General features: G+C 72.6%; 19 protein-coding genes and 1 pseudogene. 9 read left to right on the top strand and 11 right to left on the bottom strand.

Annotated features, from left to right (window positions below; translation table 11 throughout):
- Window positions 1-32 precede the first annotated feature (32 nt).
- Window positions 33-1,979, top strand: coding sequence for a fumarate reductase/succinate dehydrogenase flavoprotein subunit (locus ABT085_RS10490; RefSeq protein ID WP_351604371.1), 1,947 nt, complete (start codon window positions 33-35; stop codon window positions 1,977-1,979).
- A complete protein-coding gene (locus tag ABT085_RS10485) occupies window positions 1,976-2,746 on the top strand; it encodes a succinate dehydrogenase/fumarate reductase iron-sulfur subunit (protein ID WP_351604367.1) in 771 nt (256 codons plus the stop codon). Before ABT085_RS10490 ends, ABT085_RS10485 begins: the two co-directional genes overlap by 4 nt.
- On the opposite strand, the gene ABT085_RS10480 is transcribed toward ABT085_RS10485, so the two are convergent.
- A complete protein-coding gene (locus tag ABT085_RS10480) occupies window positions 2,743-3,051 on the bottom strand; it encodes a hypothetical protein (protein WP_351604365.1) in 309 nt (102 codons plus the stop codon). The genes ABT085_RS10485 and ABT085_RS10480 overlap by 4 nt on opposite strands.
- Window positions 3,052-3,095: 44 nt before the next feature.
- Window positions 3,096-4,418, bottom strand: coding sequence for a glycoside hydrolase family 18 protein (locus ABT085_RS10475; RefSeq protein WP_351604363.1), 1,323 nt, complete (start codon window positions 4,416-4,418; stop codon window positions 3,096-3,098).
- Window positions 4,419-4,629: 211 nt separating this feature from the next.
- On the opposite strand from ABT085_RS10475, the gene ABT085_RS10470 reads away from it, so the two are divergent.
- Complete coding sequence (locus tag ABT085_RS10470; protein ID WP_351604362.1) at window positions 4,630-6,228, top strand: hypothetical protein; 1,599 nt, start codon at window positions 4,630-4,632, stop codon at window positions 6,226-6,228.
- A gap of 229 nt (window positions 6,229-6,457) precedes the next feature.
- Here the strand turns inward: ABT085_RS10470 and ABT085_RS10465 are convergent, their stop codons facing one another.
- The 6 genes from ABT085_RS10465 to ABT085_RS10440 form a co-directional block, all read right to left on the bottom strand.
- Complete coding sequence (locus ABT085_RS10465; protein ID WP_351604361.1) at window positions 6,458-9,070, bottom strand: SpoIIE family protein phosphatase; 2,613 nt, start codon at window positions 9,068-9,070, stop codon at window positions 6,458-6,460.
- 320 nt (window positions 9,071-9,390) lie between these two features.
- Window positions 9,391-9,849: an ATP-binding protein gene (locus ABT085_RS10460; RefSeq protein ID WP_351604359.1), complete on the bottom strand. Its 459-nt coding sequence runs from the start codon at window positions 9,847-9,849 to the stop codon at window positions 9,391-9,393.
- A gap of 66 nt (window positions 9,850-9,915) precedes the next feature.
- On the bottom strand, window positions 9,916-10,350 hold the full coding sequence (locus ABT085_RS10455; protein ID WP_351604357.1) for a (deoxy)nucleoside triphosphate pyrophosphohydrolase: 435 nt from the start codon (window positions 10,348-10,350) through the stop codon (window positions 9,916-9,918).
- Between the two features lie 35 nt (window positions 10,351-10,385).
- Complete coding sequence (locus tag ABT085_RS10450) at window positions 10,386-10,580, bottom strand: SPOR domain-containing protein (protein WP_351604355.1); 195 nt, start codon at window positions 10,578-10,580, stop codon at window positions 10,386-10,388.
- 298 nt (window positions 10,581-10,878) lie between these two features.
- The gene (locus ABT085_RS10445; RefSeq protein ID WP_351604353.1) at window positions 10,879-11,631 is read right to left on the bottom strand and encodes a GntR family transcriptional regulator; all 753 of its coding nucleotides are present in this window, start codon (window positions 11,629-11,631) and stop codon (window positions 10,879-10,881) included.
- 147 nt (window positions 11,632-11,778) lie between these two features.
- Window positions 11,779-12,999 (bottom strand): DUF4190 domain-containing protein, encoded by a 1,221-nt coding sequence (locus tag ABT085_RS10440; RefSeq protein WP_351604351.1) that lies wholly within the window; start codon window positions 12,997-12,999, stop codon window positions 11,779-11,781.
- 278 nt (window positions 13,000-13,277) lie between these two features.
- Between ABT085_RS10440 and ABT085_RS10435 the strand changes: the two genes are divergently transcribed.
- Both ABT085_RS10435 and ABT085_RS10430 read left to right on the top strand, forming a co-directional pair.
- A complete protein-coding gene (locus tag ABT085_RS10435; protein ID WP_351604349.1) occupies window positions 13,278-13,562 on the top strand; it encodes a hypothetical protein in 285 nt (94 codons plus the stop codon).
- A gap of 18 nt (window positions 13,563-13,580) precedes the next feature.
- Window positions 13,581-13,751: pseudogene (locus ABT085_RS10430) on the top strand (DNA-binding protein); the annotation flags it as partial.
- A gap of 133 nt (window positions 13,752-13,884) precedes the next feature.
- Here ABT085_RS10430 and ychF read toward each other — a convergent pair.
- On the bottom strand, window positions 13,885-14,973 hold the full coding sequence (gene ychF, locus ABT085_RS10425) for a redox-regulated ATPase YchF (protein WP_351604347.1): 1,089 nt from the start codon (window positions 14,971-14,973) through the stop codon (window positions 13,885-13,887).
- Between the two features lie 165 nt (window positions 14,974-15,138).
- Here ychF and ABT085_RS10420 point away from each other — a divergent pair, with 165 nt between their 5' ends.
- The gene (locus ABT085_RS10420; RefSeq protein WP_351604345.1) at window positions 15,139-15,813 is read left to right on the top strand and encodes a DUF6542 domain-containing protein; all 675 of its coding nucleotides are present in this window, start codon (window positions 15,139-15,141) and stop codon (window positions 15,811-15,813) included.
- A 180-nt stretch (window positions 15,814-15,993) separates the two neighbouring features.
- On the opposite strand, the gene ppgK is transcribed toward ABT085_RS10420, so the two are convergent.
- The gene (gene ppgK / locus ABT085_RS10415; RefSeq protein ID WP_351604343.1) at window positions 15,994-16,740 is read right to left on the bottom strand and encodes a polyphosphate--glucose phosphotransferase; all 747 of its coding nucleotides are present in this window, start codon (window positions 16,738-16,740) and stop codon (window positions 15,994-15,996) included.
- A 29-nt stretch (window positions 16,741-16,769) separates the two neighbouring features.
- A complete protein-coding gene (locus tag ABT085_RS10410; RefSeq protein WP_351604341.1) occupies window positions 16,770-17,795 on the bottom strand; it encodes a 4-hydroxy-3-methylbut-2-enyl diphosphate reductase in 1,026 nt (341 codons plus the stop codon).
- Between the two features lie 204 nt (window positions 17,796-17,999).
- Here ABT085_RS10410 and xseA point away from each other — a divergent pair, with 204 nt between their 5' ends.
- From xseA to ABT085_RS10395, 3 genes are all read left to right on the top strand, one after another.
- Window positions 18,000-19,214: an exodeoxyribonuclease VII large subunit gene (gene xseA, locus ABT085_RS10405; RefSeq protein ID WP_351604339.1), complete on the top strand. Its 1,215-nt coding sequence runs from the start codon at window positions 18,000-18,002 to the stop codon at window positions 19,212-19,214.
- A 4-nt stretch (window positions 19,215-19,218) separates the two neighbouring features.
- Complete coding sequence (locus ABT085_RS10400; RefSeq protein WP_351604337.1) at window positions 19,219-19,455, top strand: exodeoxyribonuclease VII small subunit; 237 nt, start codon at window positions 19,219-19,221, stop codon at window positions 19,453-19,455.
- A 198-nt stretch (window positions 19,456-19,653) separates the two neighbouring features.
- The gene (locus tag ABT085_RS10395; protein WP_351604335.1) at window positions 19,654-20,244 is read left to right on the top strand and encodes a malonic semialdehyde reductase; all 591 of its coding nucleotides are present in this window, start codon (window positions 19,654-19,656) and stop codon (window positions 20,242-20,244) included.
- Window positions 20,245-20,289 lie beyond the last annotated feature (45 nt).

Below are 20,289 nucleotides of genomic sequence, written 5' to 3'. Positions count from 1 at the left end.
TCCGCGCTTCTACTAACGAGTGGGGCCTATTGATGTCCGTGGTCGACCGGCAGGAGTGGGACGTCGTCGTGGTCGGGGCCGGCGGCGCCGGTCTGCGCGCCGCGATCGAGGCGCGTGAGCGCGGCGCCCGCACCGCCGTCATCTGCAAGTCGCTGTTCGGCAAGGCGCACACGGTGATGGCCGAGGGCGGTATCGCCGCGGCCATGGCCAACGCCAACGAGCACGACAACTGGCAGGTCCACTTCCGCGACACCATGCGCGGCGGCAAGTTCCTCAACCAGTGGCGGATGGCCGAACTGCACGCGCGCGAGGCGCCGGACCGGGTGTGGGAGCTGGAGACCTGGGGCGCGCTGTTCGACCGTACGAAGGACGGCCGGATCTCGCAGCGCAACTTCGGCGGCCACGAGTACCCGCGCCTGGCCCACGTCGGCGACCGTACGGGTCTCGAGCTGATCCGCACGCTCCAACAGAAGATCGTCGCCCTCCAGCAGGAGGACCACCGCGAGACGGGCGACTACGAGAGCCGCCTCAAGATCTACCAGGAGTGCACGGTCACCCGGGTCCTGAAGGACGCCGGGGGCCGGGTCTCGGGGGTGTTCGCCTACGAACGCGAGTCGGGCCGCTTCTTCGTCCTCCAGGCCCCCTCGGTGGTGATCGCGACCGGCGGGATCGGCAAGTCGTTCAAGGTGACGTCGAACTCGTGGGAGTACACCGGCGACGGGCACGCGCTGGCCCTGCTGGCCGGGGCGCCGCTGCTGAACATGGAGTTCGTGCAGTTCCACCCGACCGGCATGGTCTGGCCGCCGTCGGTGAAGGGCATCCTCGTCACGGAGTCGGTGCGCGGCGACGGCGGGGTCCTCAGGAACTCCGAGGGCAAGCGGTTCATGTTCGACTACATCCCCGACGTCTTCAAGGAGAAGTACGCCCAGTCCGAGGAGGAGGGCGACCGCTGGTACGAGGACCCGGACCACAACCGGCGTCCGCCCGAACTGCTCCCCCGCGACGAGGTCGCCCGCGCCATCAACTCCGAGGTGAAGGCGGGCCGCGGCTCCCCGCACGGCGGGGTGTTCCTGGACGTGTCGACGCGGATGCCCGCCGAGGTGATCCGGCGCCGGCTGCCCTCGATGTACCACCAGTTCAAGGAGCTGGCCGACGTCGACATCACGGCCGAGGCGATGGAGGTCGGGCCCACCTGTCACTACGTGATGGGCGGCATCGCGGTCGACTCGGACACGGCCGCCGCCCGCGGTGTGCCGGGGCTGTACGCGGCCGGTGAGGTCGCGGGCGGGATGCACGGCTCCAACCGGCTCGGCGGCAACTCCCTTTCCGACCTGCTGGTGTTCGGACGCCGGGCGGGCCTGCACGCCGCCGAGCACGCGGCCGGTCTCGGCGACGGGCGCCCTGCGGTGGACGAGGCCGAGGTCGACCGGGCGGCGGCGGAGGCGCTGCGGCCGTTCTCGGCGGAGGGACAGGAGCCGGGCGAGCGGGAGGGGCATCCGCCGGAGAACCCGTACACCCTGCACCAGGAACTCCAGCAGACGATGAACGACCTGGTCGGCATCATCCGCCGCGAGGCCGAGATGGAGCAGGCCCTGGAGAAACTGGCCGAGCTGCGGGTACGGGCCCGGCGGGCCGGGGTCGAGGGCCACCGGCAGTTCAACCCCGGCTGGCATCTCGCCCTGGACCTGCGGAACATGCTGCTGGTCAGCGAGTGTGTGGCGCGGGCCGCGCTGGAGCGCACCGAGTCGCGCGGCGGGCACACCCGCGAGGACCATCCGACGATGGACCGCAGGTGGCGCCGCGCCAACCTGGTCTGCCGGCTGGCCGATCCGGCCGGGGAGCCGGCGGCACCCGACCCGGACGGCGGGCAGATCTCCCTCACCCGCGAGAACACCGATCCCATCCGACCGGACCTGCTCGCCCTCTTCGACAAGGAGGAGCTGGTCAAGTACCTCGCCGAAGAGGAGCTCTACGAGTGAGCAGCTACGAGGCCCGCTTCAAGGTGTGGCGCGGGGACGCCGAGGGCGGCGGTCTGGAGGACTTCGGGGTCGAGGTGCACGACGGCGAGGTCGTCCTCGACATCATCCACCGGCTCCAGGCCACCCAGGCCCCCGACCTCGCCGTCCGCTGGAACTGCAAGGCGGGCAAGTGCGGTTCGTGCTCGGCGGAGATCAACGGCCGTCCCCGGCTGATGTGCATGACCCGCATGTCGGTGTTCACCCGGGACGAGACGATCACCGTCACCCCGCTGCGCGCCTTCCCGGTGGTCCGCGACCTGGTGACGGACGTCGGCTTCAACTACACCAAGGCCAGGGAGGTTCCGGCCTTCGTGCCGCCGGCCGGGCTCGGCCCCGGCGAGTACCGGATGCAGCAGGAGGACGTGGACCGCTCGCAGGAGTTCCGCAAGTGCATCGAGTGCTTCCTGTGCCAGGACACCTGCCATGTCGTGCGTGACCACGAGGAGAACAAGCCGGCCTTCGCCGGGCCGCGTTTCCTGATGCGGGTCGCGGAGCTGGACATGCACCCGCTGGACGCGGCGGCCGAGACCGGCCTGGACCGCAGCCGTACGGCCCAGGACGAACACGGCCTCGGCTACTGCAACATCACCAAGTGCTGTACGGAGGTGTGCCCCGAGGGCATCAAGATCACGGACAACGCGCTGATCCCGCTGAAGGAACGGGCGGTCGACCGCAAATACGACCCGCTGGTGTGGCTGGGGTCGAAGATCGGGCGGCGGTCGAACTAGGACCGCTGCCAGTTGCCGAAGGGGATGATGCTGGGGCGCCGGGCACGCGACTGGAGGAACAGCCCGACCATGAAGGCGGCCCAGCCCATCCACGGCAGCGGGCCGTAGGAGCCGCCGAGCGGGCCCAGGAACATGAACAGACTGAACCCGACCGCGGCAAGCAACGTCGCCCAGCCCAGCAGCCGCGGCCGCAGGACCTCGCCGCGGGTCCACGGCGGGACCCAGCCGGTCGCCGCGCCGGCGATACCGAAGGCCCCCAGCAGCACGGCGATGATCACTGCAGCGACGTACATCAGCATGTGCACGGCGTTGATGATCGCATGGCCGGGAGCGGGTGGAAAGAGGCTGGTCAGCCGACCCAGTCCGTGCGGTACGCCGTCCAGTCGTCCTCCGTCGCCGCGAAGTCCACGTACAGGGCGACCCCGAAGGCGGCGCGGTCCGCGTCGGTGCGGGACAGGCCCAGGCGGACCCCCCGGACGGCGGCGGGGACGGTCTCGGCGTGTGCCCAGTGCCCGAACCGGTTCTCGTGGAAGAACGGCAGCCCCATCAGCAGGTCGGTGGTGGGCGGGGTGACCTCCAGGGCGAGGGCGGTCTGCTGGGCGACATAGCCGCCGTAGGTGCTCGGCAGCGGCTGCATGGTGTCGTACGACATCACGGCGATCTGGTCGACCCGGCGCGCGACCTGCCCGAAGAACTCCTGCGACCACCACTTCGGGTGCCCGGCGACGGTTCCCCAGAAGGAGTGGAACGCGGGGAGCGGGTCGATCTGGTGGGAGGCGACGGAGAGGGGGACACCGGCGGCCGCGGTGACCTTGTGCAGGGAGTCGAGGAGGGAGAGGTAGTGGCCGTCGCCCGAGTGCAGGGGCTCCAGGTCGAAGTGGACGCCGTCGAAGCCCGCGGCGAGGACCTCGCGGGTGGAGCGGACGACCGCCGCGCGGGTCGCGGTGCGCTCCAGGTGCATGCCGTCCGGCTCCTCGGTGGCCAGCTTGTCGCCCAGCCAGGCCTGCACCCGGACGCCCGGCAGCTCGCGGTGCACGGCCGATATCAGCCAACCCGCCTGCTTGTACGCCGACTTGGGCAGCGTCCCGTCGTGCTCCAGCGGGCCCGCGTGGACATAGAGATCGCGGATGCCGCTGCCGTCGAGACGGTGGGCCAGGGCTGTGATGTCGGCGTCGCGCTTGCGCCCGTCGACCCAGGCGTGACCGAGCCAGATCGCGTCCCGTCCCCGGGTGTACGTGCCGTCGGCGGGGTCGCCCGCGTAGTTCACCCGCAGGGCGGTCTCGGCGGCGAGCAGGGGCAGCAGCAGGGCCAGGACGAGCCCGAGGGCGACCCGCCTCGCCCGGCGCGCAAGCCGACGGGGACGGCCCCTGGCGGGGTCGGGGGCGGAGTCGGAGTCGGGGGTTTCGGGGGTGGGGGCGTCGGGGTCTGTGTGCGGGGCCGGGTCCGGGGCTGCCTCGACGTCCGGGGCTGCGTCCGCCTCCGGGGCCGGGTCCGGGTTCGCGGCCATGCCCGGGTCTGCGTCCGGGGCCGGGGTCCGGGCTGCCTCCGCGTCCGGATGCGGGGCTGCGCCCTGACGCCGGGCCGCGTCCGGGGCCGTGTCCTTGTCCGGGGCCGGGGCCGGGTTCGCGGCCGGGTTCGTGTTCGCGTCCGGGTCCGTGTCTGCGTGGTCCATCCCATGTACCCCTCGTGTCTCGGCCCGCCCCTGGTGCCCCGTCCCGGACGCACACCGCTCGCGTGCCCGCATGGGCGGCCATACGCTCCCAAATGTGACGTCATCCTTGTTCCGGGGCCGGCCACGGCGTGCGACCTCGCACATACCCGTGCAGGTGGCACATGCCGCGCTGGGCGGGGTCCTCGGGCTCGTGTGGCTGGTGTTGCCAGGGATGACGACGCAGCACGACCCGCCGGTTGCGATCACCGGCCCTCGGCCCACCTGCACCCCGGTCGCGGCCCAGGCGGCACAGGCGTCCGCCGTCGATCTCGTCCTGCCGCTCGCGGCGGTGGGCGCGGCAGGCGTGGTCGCGGGCTACGGCTACGTACGGCGCACCCGGCGGGCCCGGACCCGCACGACCCCCGGCGGGCCTTCCACCGCGCCCGCCGTCGAACCGCTGGCCGAACTGGACCGGCGGACGCAGGCCTTGCTGGTCGAGGCGGACGACTGCATACGCACCAGCCGGGAGGAACTCGCCTGCGCGGCGGCCCTGTCCGGGCCCGGGCCCGCGGCGCCGTACGCGCGGGCGGTGCGGGAGGCGGAGGCCGAACTGGCCGCCGCCTTCGCGATGCGGCAGCGCTACGACGAGGGCGTACCGGCGGAGGAGACGGCCCGGCGGCACACGCTCGCGGGCATCGACGGCCGGTGCGCGGAGGCGGGGCGGCGGCTGGACGCGGAGGCGGCGGGACTCGACCGGCTGCGCGGTCCTGAGTTCGGTGCCGGCGCGGCGCTGGAGGCGGCGGAGGCGCGGTTCCGGCAGCTGGCCGGACGGACCGGGGCGGCGCAGGCGACCCTCGCCGAGCTGACCGCCCGGTACGGGCCCGCGGCGAGCGCCGGGGTCACGGGGTACGTCGAACAGGCCAAGGACCGGCTGGTGTTCGCCACCTCCCGGCTCAACCGGGCCCGCCAGACCGCCGATCGCGGCGAGCCCGGCCGGGCCGCCCTGCATCTGCGGGCCGCCGAGGGCGGGGTGGCCCAGGCGGCGGTGTTCGTGGACGAGGTGCACCGCCTCGCCACGGCGCTGACGACGGCCGCGCGGTGGCTTCCGGCCGCGCTCACCGGGGCGGAGGCCCAGCTCGCGAGCGTACGGGCGGCCGGTCCCGCGGCGCGGCCCGCGGTGCCCTCGGGCGAGCTGCGGTCACGGCTGCTGCACGCGGACGCGGTGCTGGACTCCGTACGCCAGGAGGTGACCGCACCGCGTCCGCACGATCCGCTGGGCCTGCTGCGCCGGGTCGTCCGGGCGACCGCGCCGCTGGACACCGGGCGGGGCGGGGTACTGGCGGCCGCCGCGTCGCTCGTCGCCCGGTCCGACGTCGCGGGCGCGGGCGGGTTCGTCGCGACGCACCGGGGGGTGGTGGGCGCCGAGGCCCGTACCCGGCTGGCGGCGGCGGAACGCTGCCTGGCCCGGATGGACGGCCGGGCAGACGGCCGCGCCCCGCAGGACGGTGCGGCGGGCGTCCCGGCGGCGGTCCCGGCGGACATCCCGGCCGACGTCCCCGTCGGCGTCCCGGCGGACGTCTCGGTGAGTGTCCCGGCGGACGTCCTGACGGATGTCCTGGCCTGCGGCGACCTGGCCACGCAGGCCCGCGAGCTGGCCGAGCTGGACGTACGCACCCACGGCAACCCGCACGACGGGCCCACCGCCCACGAGAGCGGCCTCGCCGGGGCGGTGCTCGGCGGCCTGCTGTCGCCCGGCGCCGCGCAGGACGGCACGCCCCCGAGCTTCGGCGGCCCCCGCACCCGCGACCGCAGGGGACCGGCGCCCACCTGACCGCGGGGAACCGTCCGGGACGCCTGTGCGCCGGCCCGCGCCGCCCGCACGACCGCCCCTGGACGCCGGGAACGCCGGTACGGCCGACCGATGGCGCAGTGTCCCCGTACGCGGCCGCTCGGAACGCCCGTACAGCTCGTACAGCCCGCCCAAGGACGCCCGGAACGCCGTACAGCCGACCACGCTCGCCCGGAACGCGGTACGCGGTCGTACGCCGTCGCCGGACGGCTCAGAACAGGCTGAGCAGAGCCTCCGCCGGGTCCATGAGGCCCGTCTCGCCGTCCGGGAGCGGGAGTTCGAACCACACCGTCTTGCCCCGGGGGGTGCGGCGCGAGCCCCAGGCGGCGGAGAGCAGGCCGACGAGCTGGAGGCCGCGGCCGCCCTCGTCGGTGTCACGGGCGCGCCTGCGCCGGGGCTGGACCAGGCCGGCGTCCCAGACCTCGCACACCAGGGTGCGGTCGAGGAGCAGGCGCAGCCGGATCTCGCCCTCGCCGTAGCGCAGCGCGTTGGTGACCAGCTCGCTGACGAGGAGTTCCGTGGTGTCCACCAGGGGCTCCAGGTCCCAGCTGAGCAGCTGGCCGCGCGCGTACTCGCGGGCGCGGCCGACACTGCGCGGCTCGCGCGGCAGCGTCCAGTCGCCGACGGACTCGGTGGGCAGTCCCTGGACGCGGGCCATCAGCAGCGCGATGTCGTCCTCGCCGTGGTGGGTGTCGAGGGTCCGCAGGACGTGGTCGCAGACGTCCTCCAGCGGGCGCGTCGGGTCGGTCAGCGCGCCCACGAACGCCTGGAGGCCCTCGTCGAGGGGGTGGTCGCGGGATTCGACCAGGCCGTCCGTGTAGAGCGCCAGCAGGGCGCCCTCGGGCAGTTCGACCTCCACCTCCTCGAAGGGCTCGCCGCCGACGCCGAGCGGCATCCCGGGCGGCACGTCGAGCATCAGCGCGGCCTCGCCCGGTTCGACGAGGACGGGGGGCAGATGACCGGCGTTGGCGAAGGTGCAGCGGCGGGTGACGGAGTCGTAGACCGCGTAGACGCAGGTCGCGAGGTACACCTCGGAGAGGTCGGCCTCGCGGGGGCGGCGGGCGGCCCGGGTGGCCTGCTGGACCCCGCCGGGGGTGCCGAGTCCGCGGGCGATCTCGTCCAACGCCGAGAGCACTTCGGCGGGTTCGAGGTCGAGGAGGGCCAGGGTCCGTACGGCGGTGCGCAGTTCGCCCATGGCCACCGCCGCGCGCAGCCCGCGGCCCATCACGTCGCCGACCACCAGGGCCGTTCGGTGGCCCGGGAGTTCGATGACGTCGAACCAGTCGCCGCCGACCTCGCTGGGGCGGCCGGTGGAGGCGTTGCCGGGCAGATAGCGGCAGGCGATGTCCAGGCCGGAGGCGACCGGATCGCCGGGCGGCAGCAGGGACCGTTGCAGGATCAGCGCCCGCTCGTGCTCGCGGCGGTACAGGCGGGCGTTGTCGATACAGACGGCGGCCCGTGCCGCCAGCTCCACCGCCAGGTCCCGGTCCCGGTCGCCGAACGGCTCGCTGCCCTTCGTCCGGGAGAACTGCGCCAGTCCCACGACCGTGTCGTGGGCGACCATCGGGACGGCGAGCGTGGACTGCACCAGGCCGCCGTCCTCGCCCGGGATGTGTACGGGGCGGGCGGTGCGCAGGGCGTCCGCGCACGGGGAGTTGAAGGGGTAGTGGTGGACCGCGCCGACCGCGACGGGCTGGTCGGCGCCCGCGAAGGGCACGTCGGACACGGCGCTGGCGAAGGCGACGCGGCGCAGTTCGGCGCTGCCGTCGGCGAGGCCGGGCGGGGTCTCGTCGCCGGCCAGCAGGCCCTGGTAGAGGTCGACGGTGGCGAGGTCGCAGAACCCCGGTACGACGACGTCGAGGAGTTCGCGGGCGGTGGTCTCCAGGTCGAGGGAGTTGCCGATCCGGGCGCCGGCCTCGTTCAGCAGGGCGAGGTTGCGGCGGGCGGCGGCGGCCTCGCGGGCGGCGGCGCGGCGGGAGGTGATGTCGGTGCCGAGCCAGGCGATGCCGATCGGGCGGCCGCTGCCGCTGTGTACGCGGTAGAGGTTGATGGACCAGTGCCGGCGTTCCTCGGAGCCCGGTACGAAGCCCGTGACGTGCATGTCCGTGATGGAGTCGCCGGTCTCCAGGACGCGCCGCAGGGTCGCGGAGACCCGGTCGGCCTCGCCGCGCGGCAGGTAGTCGTGGACGCCCTGGCCGCGGTGGTCGTCGGGGCTGCCGCCGAAGATGGAGGCGAACCGCTGGTTGGCGCGGCGCACCCGCAGGTCGGCGTCGATCAGCAGGAAGCCGAACGGAGATTGGCCGAATATCGCCTGCGAGGCGGCGAGGTCGGTCTCGATGCTGCGCAGGGTGCGGACGTCGACGACGATACAGACGGCGGCCTTGTCACCCTCCGTGGTCCGGGTCGGCATGACATAGACCTCGGCGAGCCCCTCCTCGCCGCGCTCTCCCGCCGGGGCGTCCGGCATCCGGAAGGGGACCACCCCGGTCCACTCCCGGCCGTCGAGGATCTCGGCCATCTTGCGCTGACCGCGCTCGCGCAGGTCGGGGTCGACGAAGGCCTGGATGGGATCCATGCCCACGGCGCGCTCGGCCGGGATACCGAAGATCTCCTCGGCCCGCAGGCTCCACTGGTCCACGAAACCGTCGGGGCCGATGGAGAAGGACGCGACCCGGATGTAGTCGTACATCGAGCCGGGCGGACTGATCTGCCACAGGGGATCGCCGGACGGCACCTCCGCGTGGGCAGCGGTGCCCGAGGCATCCGCCCTCGCTCCGCCCGACGGGTCCTCGGACTCCGTCGCCTTCGCTGGTATCTCGCTCACGCGAACCGTCCCCTCCAGCTCACCGCGCCCGGCACCGGTCACCGGGGGCGGCTGCCCGCAGTATCCAGCACTACGGTGCCGCACGACACGGTGTTCACGATCACAGCACGGTCCAGGTTCTTTTCGGACCTGTCCGTGACAACACTTCCAGTCTTCTAACCAGCGAACACGCCGTCGAACCACGTCCGCGGGGGATCATCGTCGACCTGAATCGGCCAGTCGACAGTACGAGGGCGCGCGTACAGACGACTTCGGGCGACATACGCTCCGAAACCGCTCGAAAGACCTGGTTTCAATGCCTCAGTCCGGCACGCGAGGCCTCAGTCCGGCACCGCGAGCTCGAACCACACGATCTTGCCCGCGGACCCGGGGCGGGTGCCCCAGCGGCGCGAGGAGGACGCGACCAGCTGCAGGCCGCGGCCGCTCTCGTCCTCCGGGCGGGCGGCGCGCTCGCGGGGCGGGTCGGGCAGCGGGTCAGAGACCTCCACCAGCACTCCGCGCTGCCGGGAGGGGCGCACGAGACGGACTCCGATCGGACCGGTCGCATGGCGCAGGGAGTTGGTCACGAGTTCGCTGACCAGCAGGGCCGCCATGTCACTGACGGATTCGAGTTCCCAGCCCCGCAGCCGCTCCCGGACCACCGTGCGCGCGGCGCGGGCCGCGCCGGGGTCTGCGGGAAAGGTCCATTCGGTGCAGTCGCCTTCGGTGTCGATCACGCCGATCACTTCCCGGGCAAGCGGATCGCCCCATGTCCGGTTTCGAGGGGTTAATGGGCACATACCCGACATCCGGTGCGCGATACCGCGTTCGGGGGCGCACTGTGGCACAAACGGCGTACGGGAAGCTCAGAGGGTGTCCGCGTCAGCCCCGGCGCCGGCGTCCGCATGCAGGCGCGCGAGCGTCTCCCGCACGGCGGGCACGTCCTGCTCCAGCCAGTCCACGTCCCAGATCTCGGCGGGGGTGAGCCAGCGCAGTTCGTCGTGGTCCTGGAGGGGCTTCGGGGCGGCGGAGCCGGCGCGCAGCCGCGCGGTCCACACGCACAGGACGTACGGCGGCCTCAACGGCCATCGGCCCGGTACGCGCTCGACGACCTCGGCCTCGACGCCGAGTTCCTCGCGCAGCTCGCGCACGAGAGCCGCCTCGGGCGTCTCGCCCGGCTCGACCTTGCCGCCGGGCAGCTCCCAGCGTCCGGCCAGTTCGGGGGGCGCGCTGCGGCGCGCGGCGAGCAGGCGGCCGTCGTCGAGCAGGGCGGCCCCGACCACCGCGATCCGTTCCGTCATGGGCCGGAGCCTACGGGAGCGGGATGGCGGGCAGGTCAGTTGCGGGTGGCCTCGTCGTGCTGCCCGATCCGCTCGACCCAGTACAGCTGCTTGTGTCCGCGGTGGTCGAGACTGTCCGCGATCTTCTGCGCCTCGGCGCGGGTCGCGTACCTGCCCACGCGATAGCGATTGCCGTTGTCGTCCTGCCGTATGACGAGCCAGGGAAGAGCGATCGTGCCGCCGTCGTTCATCGCACCCCTCCCGCCCGCGCTTCGCCCCGCGCCCCGCCTTCTAACGAAACCGCAATCCGCATATGCCCGAGCCTACGCCTAACCTTCACGCAGCGAATACGGCTTTTCACAAAGAGGTACGCAACCGGCCAGCCCCGGGGGCGCGCACCATCGGACGCGCCCTGCGCACAGTGCACGGCAACCGGTCGGCGGCATGCCGGAGACACCCAGGACGACCTGCGAGAACGACCGGAAAACAACAGCGCCCCGGACGGGCTCGACCGAGCGCCGTCCGGGGGCGGTGGACAGAGGTTGTGCGCTACTTCACGGGAAGGTGGTAGGCGACCCGGTAGCGGTCCGCCGGGACGACCACGTCGGCCGTCTCCACCGGGCGCCCCGAGGCGTAGTACGTGCGCTGGACGACGAGGACGACATGGCCGGGGACCCCGCCCAGCGCGAGGAGTTCCTCCGCGAGGCCGGGGCGGGCGCCGACCTCCTCGGTGACGTTGTCCACGATGACGTCGATGGCGCGCATCCGCTCGACCACGCCCATCCCGCCGAGCGGCCCCTCCTCGGGCAGCATCACCGGCGTGCGGCCGGTCACGGCGAGCGGCTCCCAGGAGGTGGAGAGCATCATCACCTCGCCGGCCTCCCGGAACACGTACCGCGTGCACATCACGCGGTCGCCGGGCTTGATGCCGAGCCGCTCGGCGACCGCGCCGCTCGCCTCCGCCTGTGCGCTGCTGGACTCCCAGGTGCCGCGGGTGTCCGCGTCGGCCTGCTCCTGGCGGAAGGGGGTCGCGCCGCCGGTCGGGCGGAACCCGGAGCGGGCGATCCGGCGCGGCACGGGCCGCTCGCGCACATACGTCCCCGAGCCGGACCGGCCCTCGACGAGCCCCTCGGCCATCAGCACCTTGCGCGCCTCCAGGGCGACGGTGTCCGAGACGCCGTACTCCTCGCGGATTCTGGCCTGGGAGGGCAGCCGGGTGTGCGGTGGCAGCGAGCCGTCGACGATCTTCTTGCGGAGATCACCCGCGACGCGCAGATACGCCGGCTGCTCACCGAATGTCACTGGCCGCTCCCATCAGGTTGTACAGACAGCAACAGCCTGGCAACCGTGGGTCGTCTCGTGCAAGCAAAGGCCAGAGAATCACTCGATGTGATGACTTGCGGTTGTGGAGGGCTTTACGCAGGCACTTTCTCCCCACTCCGGCCGCGCTCACACATCGAGGTTCCCCCCACGCCCGCCGTCGCCCGCACCGTCGCCGTAGTCGTCGTACGACGGCGGGGTGGTGGCCAGCCCCAGAGCCTCGCGCGCGGTGACAGTGGCGGCGTCGTCGATGAACTCGTACCCGCTGTCGTAGTGCGCGTAGAACGTGTCCGCGTCGTCGGCCGCGGCGGCCTTCGCCCACTCCTTGCGGGCGGCCTCCACGTCCTTCACCAGCGCGGCCACGGGCCGCTCGGCGGCGGCCGGCCACTCGTGCGCGCGCAGCGCCGCGGCCTGCGCCGCGAGCCCGTCCTCGACGTCGCCCGCCCAGTCCGTGTTGTTCTTCAGGTCCTTCTCGGGGTAGTCCAGGGGCTCCTGCGCGAGCGCGGCGTCCAGGGCGCGGCCCGCCTTCAGGAAGGCCTCCTGGTCGGCGTCGAGCATCGAGGCGTCGTTGCGCAGCGAGCCGGTCAGCGTGGCGTCCTCGTCCGTGTTGCCGAAGAAGCAGGTGATCCCGCGGTCGCCGACGTCCCAGGACTCCTCGGTCGGGGTGAAGTAGTACACGTCGACGTCCTCGGGAACGGCCCAGGGGTCCATCGCATAACGGTCCAGGAGCGGGTAGCACCTGTCGTCGGCGATGTCCGTGACATGGGTCTCGCCGGGGTAGGAGTCGTCCGGGTAGTCGGCACCCTTGCGCAGGTCGAACACGGCGAACGCCTCGCCGTCGTGCTCGCCCTCGCAGGGGACCACGTCGACGTCGTAGGTGTAGCCGTCCTGCGCGCCCGGCGCGTCGAAGCACTCACCGACGCCGACCGGCACGCTCACGCTGTTCGTGGTGCCCTCCTCGAACCCCTCCCAGGCGTCGTGCGCCGCGCCCGTGGCGAGCACCAGCGCCCACAGCACGAGCCCGATCGACGACATCACCGTCCCGCCGATCGCCAGCCCCTTGCCGCGCTCGCCGCGTCGCTTGATCTGCACCAGCGCGATGATCCCCAGCACCAGTCCCGCCGCGGGCAAAAAGCACAGGACGCCGAGGACCAGGGAGGCGATGGCCAGGCCGTTGACGGGCGCGGGCCGGTTGAACGGGCTGTAGCCCTGCCCCCAGGTCTGGTACGGAGGCTGCCCGTAGACCCCGTACTGCGGCGGGTACGGAACGGGCGGCGGCGCCTGGTAGGGACCCTGCGGCTGCTGGGGCTGCCCGGGGTCGTGGGTCCCGGGGGGCGGAGGTATGGACACGGCTACCGTGCTCCTGGTTCTGACGGGGCGGCAGGTGACGGGCGGCGGGCGACTCGGGTACGGCGGCCGAGGATTCCCGGATGCGGAAGAGACGAGAAACGAAAGACGAGAACTGACGTACGACCTTGGCGCATGGTAAGCGCGCCCCGCCCCGGGGCGTGACGCCGGTCGGGCGGCGAACGCGGATCCCGGAGGTACGGCAAGGCGAGGCACCGGAATTCCCCTGCCCGAGATCGTTCAGCCCTTCGCGCCCGGCCGCGGGCCGCTACCGTGAGGCCATGACCGGACTGCCCGACCGGATGCGCCCGCCGCGCGCGGAAGGCTGGTTCGCGGAGGACCTGGACAGCCTCCCCGAGGCGCCGGGACACACCGAGCTCATCGACGGAGCGCTTGTCTTCATGATGTCGCCGCAGCGGGCCTGGCACGGCCGCCTCGTCTACGAACTCGACGGGCCGACCGGCGCCTACGCCCCCGCCGGAATCTTCCGGGGCGCCCTCCGCCGCCCGGTGCCCTTCGAGATCAGCCTGGACCTCGACAAGCTCACACCGCCACGCAACAGCTGACAGGCCGGCACGGTCACCGAGGCCGCGGCCCTGCTGCGGACCCGTCACCTCCACGGACACAAGTACGCCATCGATGCGGCCTTCGCCGTCATCGCCGTCGACGCACCCCAGCCCGTCACCGTCCTCACTTCCGACCCCGAGGACCTGGCACTCCTGTGCGGCCCTTCCGTAGAGGTCGTCAAGGTCTGAAGGGCCGACCGCAGCCGCGCCGGGACCGGGTGGCCGTCGGCCGCAGCACCTCACGGACGAGGCCCGCCCGGACAGACAGCTCTGCCCGGCCGGCCAACAGGCCGGCCGGGCAGCGTCATTGACGGATCGGTCGTCAGACGTTGAAGCGGAACTCCACCACGTCGCCGTCCTGCATGACGTACTCCTTGCCCTCCATGCGGGCCTTGCCCTTGGCGCGGGCCTCGGCGACCGAGCCCGTCTCGACCAGGTCCTCGAAGGAGATGACCTCGGCCTTGATGAAGCCCTTCTGGAAGTCGGTGTGGATCACACCGGCGGCCTCGGGGGCCGTCGCGCCCTTCTTGATCGTCCAGGCGCGGGACTCCTTGGGGCCTGCCGTGAGGTAGGTCTGCAGGCCGAGGGTGTTGAAGCCGACGCGGGCGAGGGTGGCCAGGCCCGGCTCCTCGGCGCCGACCGACTCCAGGAGCTCCATGGCGTCCGCCTCGTCGAGCTCGGCGAGGTCCTGCTCCAGCTTGGCGTTGAGGAAGATCGCCTCGGCGGGGGCGACCAGGGCGCGCTGCTCGGCCTTGAAGTCCTCGTCGACCAGTTCGTCCTCGTCGACGTTGAAGACGTAGAGGAACGGCTTGGTGGTGAGCAGGTGCAGGTCGTGCAGCAGCTCCTCCTTGCCGGAGCCCTGGGCGATGCCCGCGGAGAACAGGGTGTCGCCCTTCTCCAGGATCTCCTTGGCCGCCTCGACCGCCGCGACCTTCGGCGCGATGTCCTTCTTGATCCGCGACTCCTTCTGGAGGCGCGGCAGGACCTTCTCGATGGTCTGGAGGTCGGCGAGGATCAGCTCGGTGTTGATCGTCTCGATGTCGTCCTTGGGCGAGACCTTGCCGTCGACGTGGACGACGTTCTCGTCCTTGAAGGCACGGATGACCTGGCAGATCGCGTCCGACTCGCGGATGTTCGCGAGGAACTTGTTGCCCAGGCCCTCGCCCTCGGAGGCACCGCGCACGATGCCCGCGATGTCGACGAAGTCGACGGTGGCCGGCAGGACGCGCTGCGAGGAGAAGATCTCGGCCAACTTCGTGAGCCGGGCGTCCGGGACGCCGACGACGCCCACGTTGGGCTCGATCGTGGCGAACGGGTAGTTGGCCGCCAGCACGTCGTTCTTGGTCAGGGCGTTGAACAGGGTCGACTTGCCGACATTCGGCAGACCGACGATTCCGATCGTGAGCGACACGTTGCGACTTCCCGTTACGTGAGAGGGGTGGGGACAAGGGGGCCGATCCACCAGTCTACGGCGTGCCGGGGCCCGTACCGGATTCGTGTCGAACGCATGGCCAAGCCGGGCCCACCGGCGTGTCTGAGGAGTCGTTCGACACATAAACCGACCTAAGTTGGTCCAGTGGAGCAACCCAGGACGCGCCCCCAGCAGCACGGACCACGACGCGGCACACCCCCGCCGCTGCCCCCGCAGGGCAGACGCGGCGGTGCGGGCGCGGCGCGGCCCGCCCGGCCGTCCTCCGCTCCCGTACCCCCGTCCGGCCGCCCCGCGCCCTCGTCCCGGCCCGCGCCGTCCGTCCGCCCGGCGCGGGTGAGCGCTCCCGCGGGCGGACCCGTGCAGCGCCGCCAGGTGACGTTACGACGGCCCGCTCCCCCGGTCGCCCGGCCCGCCGGGCAGGCGTCCGGACCGCGGCTGACCGGGCTGGGCGGCGGGCTGTTCTGCGGGGCGGTGATGGTCCTGCTCGGCTGGCTCGACCTGCTGCTGTTCGACGGGGCGCCGACGGTGTACGGGGTGCTGTTCCTGCCGGTGTGCGCGCTGACCGCGCTGTGGGTGCGCCGGGGGGACCTGCTGACCGCGCCGGTCGTGGTGCCGATCGCCTTCACGGCGGGGGCGCTGTCGATGGCCGACGGCGGCGGCGGGCTCGGCAGCCGGCTGATGGGAATGATCACGGTGCTCGCCACCCAGGCCGGGTGGCTGTACGGCGGAACGCTCGTCGCCGCGCTGATCGCGATCGTGCGGCGGGTCCGTGCGCGGAACCGGCGCCGACGGCCCCCGGTGAGCCCGGCGCCGAGGTGAACCCGGCGGCCGGGGACCCACGGCAGAACCCACGGCCACGGGGTCCCGGCGGCCGCCAGGACCCACTGCGCCGAGGTCCCTGGACCCCGCGTCACGAAGCCCCGAGGACCCCGCGCCGCGCAGCCCCGGGGCCCCCGCGTCCGCGGCCCGATCCGCCGGACAGGCCCTGCTGCCGCGGCACTAGCCCTCCTTGAAGGCCCGCATCGCCGCTCCCACGATTCCCGCGTTGTTCTGGAGCTGGGCCGGGACGATCTCGGCCTTGATGCCCTCGATGAAGGGGAGGAACTTCTCCGACTTGCGGCTGACGCCGCCGCCGATGATGAACAGCTCGGGCGAGAACAGCATCTCGACATGGGCGAGGTACTTCGTGACCCGGCGCGACCAGTGCTCCCAGGTCAGCTCGCCGTCCTCCTTGGCCTTGCTGGAGGCGCGCTTCTCCGCGTCGTGACCGTTCAGTTCGAGGTGGCCCAGCTCGGTGTTGGGGACGAGCGTCCCGTCGACGAAGAGGGCACTGCCGATCCCGGTGCCGAAGGTCAGCAGGATGACCGTGCCCCGGCGGCCCCGGCCCGCGCCGAACTCCATCTCGGCGACGCCCGCCGCGTCCGCGTCGTTGACCACGGTGACCGGCAGACCGCCCAGCCGTTCGCTGAACAACGCGCGCGCGTCCAGGTCGACCCAGCTCTTGTCGACGTTGGCCGCCGTACGGATGGTGGACCCGCCGGTGACCACGCCCGGGAAGGTGAGTCCGACCGGTCCGGTCCAGCCGAAGTGGTCGACGACCTGCTTCACCCCGTCGGCGACTCCGTCCGGAGTCGCCGGGTGCGGGGTGAGCACTTTGCACCGCTCCTGGGCGAGGTCGCCCATGTCCAGGTCCACGGGAGCGCCCTTGATCCCGGATCCACCGATGTCCACGCCGAAGATCTGCATGGCCCTACGTTACGACGTAGGGCTGATGGTCACTCCCCGGAGTCGGTGACCGCGCCGGACCCGCCGCGCTCGGCGGCCAGGGCCGCGGCCTCCTCGCGCAGATCGCGGCGGAGCTCCTTGGGCAGCGAGAAGGTGATGGACTCCTCGGCCGCCTTGACCAGCTCGACGTCCGCGTAGCCGCGCTCGGACAGCCAGGCCAGGACCTCCTCGACCAGCACCTCGGGCACCGACGCGCCCGAGGTGACGCCGACCGTGCTCACGCCCTCCAGCCAGGCCTCGTCGATCTCGCTGGCGAAGTCCACCAGATGCGCGGCGCGCGCGCCGGCGAGCTTGGCGACCTCGACGAGCCGGACGGAGTTGGAGGAGTTGCGCGAGCCGACCACGATCACCAGGTCCGCCTCGGCGCCCATCTGCTTCACGGCCAGCTGACGGTTCTGCGTGGCGTAGCAGATATCGTCGCTGGGCGGCGAGATGAGCTGCGGGAACTTCTCCTTCAGCGCGTCGACGGTCTCCATGGTCTCGTCGACGGAGAGGGTGGTCTGCGAGAGCCAGACGACCCGGGACGGGTCACGGACCTCGACCTTGGCGACGTCGGCGGGGCCGTCGACGAGCTGGATGTGGTCGGGGGCCTCGCCGGAGGTGCCGATGACCTCCTCGTGGCCCTCGTGCCCGATCAGCAGGATGTCGAAGTCCTCGTTGGCGAAGCGGACGGCTTCCTTGTGGACCTTGGTGACCAGCGGGCAGGTCGCGTCGATGGTGGCGAGGCGGCCGCGCGCGGCCTCCTCGTGGACGACGGGGGCGACGCCGTGCGCGGAGAACATGACGATGTTCCCCTCGGGCACCTCCTCCGTCCGCTCGACGAAGATCGCGCCCTTCCGCTCCAGGGTCTGCACGACGTACTTGTTGTGCACGATCTCGTGCCGGACGTAGATCGGGGCCCCGTACTGTTCGAGGGCCTTCTCGACGGCGATCACGGCGCGGTCCACACCCGCGCAGTAGCCACGGGGGGCGGCGAGCAGGACACGGCGGCCAGGCGAAGCAGTCATGGGACCCATCGTAAGGCCGCGTCCGAGGGGCACGGATCGCCCGCCCCCGGTCCGCCCGGGGAGGCCGGCGGCGGGTCGGCGGCGGGTCGGCGGCCCGGTCGCCGGCCTCCCCGTCCGCCGGTCGCCGGGCGTGGCCGATCCCGGTGCCGATCCCGGTGCCGACTCGGCCTGGGCCGGGCCGCATTGTCGGTACCGGCCGTTACGCTCGGGCGCATGGCTGTGAACACGTCCGCGGACGCCCCGATGCCCGTCGGCGAGGTCTCGCGGCTCATCGGGGGATGGATCGACCGGCTCGGCGCGGTGTGGGTCGAGGGGCAGATCACCCAGCTGTCGCGGCGCCCGGGTGCCGGGGTGGTGTTCCTGACGCTGCGCGACCCGTCGTACGACATCTCCGTCAGCGTCACCTGCTACCGGCAGGTGTTCGACGCGGTCTCCGATGTCGTGGGCGAGGGCGCCCGGGTCGTCGTCCTCGCGAAGCCCGAGTGGTACGCGCCGCGTGGGCAGCTGTCGCTGCGGGCCGCGGAGATCCGGCCCGTGGGCGTCGGCGAGCTGCTGGCCCGGCTGGAGCAGCTGAAGAAGTCGCTGACGGCGGAGGGGCTGTTCGCGCCCGAGCGGAAGAAGGCGCTGCCGTTCCTGCCGCAGCTCGTCGGGCTGGTCTGCGGCCGCGCCTCGGCGGCGGAGCGCGATGTGCTGGAGAACGCCCGGCATCGCTGGCCCGCCGTCCGCTTCGAGGTGCGCAACGTCCCCGTGCAGGGGGTGCACGCCGTCCCGCAGGTCGTGCAGGCGGTGAAGGAGCTCGACGCGCTCGACGAGGTGGACGTGATCATCGTCGCGCGCGGCGGCGGCAGTGTGGAGGACCTGCTGCCGTTCTCCGACGAGCAGTTGGTCCGTGCGGTCGCCGCCTGCCGTACGCCGGTGGTGTCCGCGATCGGGCACGAGCCCGACACCCCGCTCCTCGACTACGTGGCCGATCTGCGGGCCTCGACGCCGACGGACGCGGCGAAGAAGGTCGTACCGGACGTCGGCGAGGAGTACGAGCGGGTGCGGATGCTGCGCGACCGGGCCCGGCGGTGCGTGCAGGGGCTGGTCGACCGGGAGGAGCGCGGTCTGGCCCATGCGCTGGCCCGGCCCTCGATGGAGGACCCGCACCGGATGGTCGACGAGCGGGAGGACCAGGTGGCGTCCCTGCTCGGCCGGGCCCGGCGGACCCTCGGTCATCTCCTCGACCGGGCGGATTCCGAACTGGGCCACACCCACGCGCGCGTGGTGGCCCTCTCCCCCGCGGCGACGCTGAAGCGTGGCTACGCCGTGCTCCAGCGGGCGGACGGGCATGTCGTCCGGGACCCGGGCGAGGTGGCGCCGCAGGAGGCGCTGCGGGCGCGGGTCGCCGAGGGCGAGTTCAACGTACGAGTCGATGTCCAGGAGTGAGCGAATGACCGGCAGGGTGGACGAGGCGCTCGGGTACGAGCAGGCCCGTGACGAGCTGATCGAGGTCGTGCGGCGGCTGGAGGCGGGCGGCACGACGCTGGAGGAGTCGCTCGCTCTCTGGGAGCGGGGCGAGGAGCTGGCCAAGGTGTGCCGGCGGTGGCTGGAGGGCGCGCGGGCGCGGCTGGACGCGGCGCTCGCCGAGGAGGCGGAGGACGCAGAGGCCGAGGGCTCGGCGGGGTAGCCGCTCGGCGCTGCGGCCCCGGGGCGAGGGGCGCCTTCGGGAGGTGATCGCGGGCAGGCGCCCTCGGCGAGAGGGCGGCTGTGAAGCGGATCACCACACTCCGCGTTTGATTGAAACTTGAACTTCACCTCGCTTATGGTCGGTGAAGTCAGCCGGTCCTGCACCTCAGGGCCGGACGCACATCCCGAGAAGGTTCAGATGTCTCTCGTTCTCGACCCCGCCGCCCAGGACCTGCTGTTCCGCGAGGCCCGCACCGCGAACACCTTCACCGACGAGCCGGTGACCGACGAGCAGGTCCAGGCGATCTACGACCTGGTCAAGTTCGGCCCGACCTCCATGAACCAGTCGCCGCTGCGCGTCACCCTGGTCCGCTCGGCCGAGGCCCGCGAGCGCCTGGTGCAGCACATGGCCGACGGCAACAAGCAGAAGACCGCCACCGCCCCGCTGGTCGCGATCCTCTCCGCCGACAACGAGTTCCACGAGGAGCTGCCCCAGCTCTTCCCGCACTTCCCCCAGGCCAAGGACGCCTTCTTCGGCGCCCGCGAGGTGCGTGAGCCCAGCGCCGCGCTCAACGCCGCCCTCCAGGCCGCCTACTTCATCATCGGCGTCCGCGCCGCCGGTCTGGCCGCCGGCCCGATGACCGGTCTGGACTTCGAGGGCGTCCGCAAGGAGTTCCTCGACGACGACCACACCCCGCTGATGGTGGTCAACATCGGCAAGCCGGGCCCCGACGCCTGGTTCCCGCGCTCCCCGCGCCTGGCCTACGACGAGGTCGTCACCACCGTCTGAGACGGTCATGTTCTGGTAGGCGGCGACCCGCCGGCCCCTGAAGAG

Origin of the sequence: Streptomyces sp. NPDC002265 (genome assembly GCF_040296125.1) — a bacterium.
Classification (GTDB): Bacteria; Actinomycetota; Actinomycetes; order Streptomycetales; family Streptomycetaceae; genus Streptomyces.
The sequence above is the reverse complement of the archived record's forward strand: the minus strand, read 5'-3'. Positions and strand labels throughout refer to the sequence as shown.